3 protein-coding genes and 1 pseudogene are annotated in these 2,748 nt (G+C 65.7%); all 4 read left to right on the top strand.

Features of this window, described 5'->3' with window-relative positions:
- Nucleotides 1-584 (top strand): SDR family NAD(P)-dependent oxidoreductase (locus ABD161_RS15580; RefSeq protein WP_344005047.1); only part of this gene is annotated, 584 nt, incomplete at its 5' end.
- Nucleotides 581-1,009: a 3-hydroxyacyl-CoA dehydrogenase NAD-binding domain-containing protein gene (locus tag ABD161_RS15575; RefSeq protein ID WP_344005052.1), complete on the top strand. Its 429-nt coding sequence runs from the start codon at nt 581-583 to the stop codon at nt 1,007-1,009. The genes ABD161_RS15580 and ABD161_RS15575, both read left to right, overlap by 4 nt.
- A gap of 97 nt (nt 1,010-1,106) precedes the next feature.
- Nucleotides 1,107-1,445, top strand: a pseudogene (locus ABD161_RS16015) (transposase); the annotation flags it as partial.
- 137 nt (nt 1,446-1,582) lie between these two features.
- Nucleotides 1,583-2,197: a recombinase family protein gene (locus ABD161_RS15565; RefSeq protein WP_344005043.1), complete on the top strand. Its 615-nt coding sequence runs from the start codon at nt 1,583-1,585 to the stop codon at nt 2,195-2,197.
- The last annotated feature ends 551 nt before the right edge of the window (nt 2,198-2,748 follow it).

Below are 2,748 nucleotides of genomic sequence, written 5' to 3'. Positions count from 1 at the left end.
TCCACTGCGATCTGTCAGATCCGGAGTCCACCACCGCGGCATTGACCAGGGCACTGGAACAGGGACCGATCACCCGGTTGGTCAACAACGTCGGCGCGGTGTTCCCGAACCTGCTGGAGGACCAGACCCTTGCCGAGTTCGACGCCGCCATCGCCCTAAACCTGCGCAGCGCCTTCCTATGCGCCCGGGCGCTGCTGCCGGGCATGCGCGCGGCCGGATTCGGCCGCATCGTCTCGATGTCCTCGCGGGCGGCGTTGGGCAAAGAGCGCCGCACCGCCTACGCGGCCACCAAGGCCGGCCTGCAGGGCATGACCCGGACCTGGGCTCTGGAGGAAGGCGCGAACGGCATCACCGCCAACGCGGTCGGCCCCGGCCCGATCGCCACCGAACTGTTCACCACCGCCAACCCGGCCGACGCCCCGGCAACCCAAGCCATAATCGACTCCGTGCCCGTCCAGCGGATGGGCACCCCCGAGGACGTCGCCCACGCGGTCAGCTACCTGCTGGATGAGCGCTCCGGATTCGTCACCGGCCAAACCCTATACGTCTGCGGAGGCATGACCGTAGGAGCCCACCATGACTGAACCGTCAACCCCGCCGCGCAGCCATCCCCGGCGAGACCACCGCCCGCCTGTCCACCCTGAAAGCCCACGGTCTGCTCGAGGTACCCGTCGCCGAGATCACCGCCCGGCTACGGGTGGCCGCTGAGGTCGCGGAGGCGGTGGACGGGGCCGCCCTGATGCAAGAATGCGTGCCCGAACGCGAGGACCTCAAACGCCCGCTGTTCTCCGAACTCGCCGAGCTGACGGGCCGGCACTGCGTGCTGGCCTCATCGTCATCGTTCATGACCACCTCCACCTCGGCGGCCGGCACCGGCGCGGAATCCCGCGCACTGGTCGCCCACCCCGGCAACCCGCCCTTCGCCATCCCGGTGATCGAGCTAGTCCCTAACCCCCAGACCACCCCCGAGACCGTGCAGCGCGCAGTTGAGTCCCGCATAGTGGTGTAACGCCCGGTGGCCGGGCACGTTGTCTCAGACGTGGACGCGGCCACCGTGTGATCCTTCGAGTGAACCTCTCACAGCACCCTCGAATGGAGTCATCACGATGACCGCTCCTCATATTCTCGACCCTGCCGGCCTGCTGGGCGAAGCCCTGTGCGAAGCGTCCCCCGACATGATGCGCCACCTGCTGCAGACCATGATCAACACCCTGCTCTCCGCGGACGCCGACGCCGTGATCGGCACCGAGTGGGGCAAACCCACCCCGGGCCGAGCTACCCAGCGCAACCCCCACCGGGCACACCAGCAGCCGACGTGGATGAACGGTGGCACGCCACTAAATACATCCCGTAGGACCCGCCCGGTGTCGGTCCCGATGACCGGGCGCCATACGGCGCACGCTCCATCAGGCTTGGTGACGGGCTTGCGGCGTCCACCGAGCGCCCAGTTGAGGTACACCCCAACCTGACGTCAGGGCGCCATTTCGATGAGCGTCAAGATAGGGTCTGATTTTGTATTGCTTGACGCACTCTGCGGAGGGTCTTAGATTTCACCCTGACACTTTGACGACGGGAGACGCCGGTGGCAGGTCAGCGGATCGGGTACGTGCGGGTCAGCACCCTTGACCAGAACGAACAGCGCCAGCTCGAGGGCCTGGCCCTGGACCGGGTCTACGCGGACAAGGCCTCCGGCAAGGACGTCAACCGGCCGCAGCTGGCGGAGCTGATCCGGTTCGCCCGCGACGGGGACACCGTGCTCGTGCACTCCATGGACCGCCTGGCCCGGAACCTGGAAGACCTGCGGGCGGTCGTGCGCGCCCTGACCGACAAGGGCGTGCGAGTGGAGTTCCTCAAAGAGAACCTGATCTTCACCGGCGAGGACTCACCCATGGCCACCCTGATGCTCTCGGTCATGGGCGCCTTCGCCGAGTTCGAACGCTCCCTGATCAAGGAACGCCAACGCGAGGGCATCGCCCTGGCCAAGCAACGCGGCGCTTACAAGGGACGTAAACGTAGCCTCAGCTCGGAGAAGATGGCCGGCCTAGTGGCCAGCGCGGCAGCCGGCACGCCGAAGTCCGAACTGGCTCGCCAGTACGGGGTCAGCCGGGAGACGGTCTACCAATACTTGCGCCGTCACGCCGCGGCCACGACAGAACCGCCTGGCACCCCCGAGAACATCGTCACCGTCTCTACCTAGCGCTGTCAGCCCGCCGCCATATCCCTACCCAGCGCGCCCACCGGATCCGCACTGACCTCCTGAGCCGATCGCGCCACCCCTGGCGCCTTTACGTGAATAGGACTACTGGGCAGAAGTGATGGCAGCGCATAGGACTTCTGAGCAGCCAGCGTTCAGAAGTGGACAGCACTACTCGCGAGATTACCGACCCCAGAGTGCAGTCAGGTTCTGAAAACGACATACGCGCGGGTCAGCACAGTGGAGGAGAACGTCGAACCTCAGGCCGGCGCCCTTGAGGGCGCGGGGCGCCTGCGGGCCTACACCGGCCATGACGTCAACGGCACCCTCTGAACGGCGCACTATTACTTGGTATGGAGTCTCCATCGTTCCGACTCTCATACCCAGAGGTCTCCTCCCGGCCCCTCGAACTTAACGCATCTGCCGCTTCAACTAAACTTTAGAGGTGCGGACCTCCAAATCCTCACATCGCTCTGAGGAAATTAATACGGGGCCTGCCCCCTGATCTTGGACACGCTGATTCCAGCACGAACGCTGGGGAAGCGAGAATCCAA

The sequence above is a fragment of the Microbacterium paludicola genome, assembly GCF_039529675.1.
Classification (GTDB): Bacteria; Actinomycetota; Actinomycetes; order Actinomycetales; family Microbacteriaceae; genus Microbacterium; species Microbacterium paludicola.
This window is presented reverse-complemented; position numbering and strand designations above follow the sequence as displayed.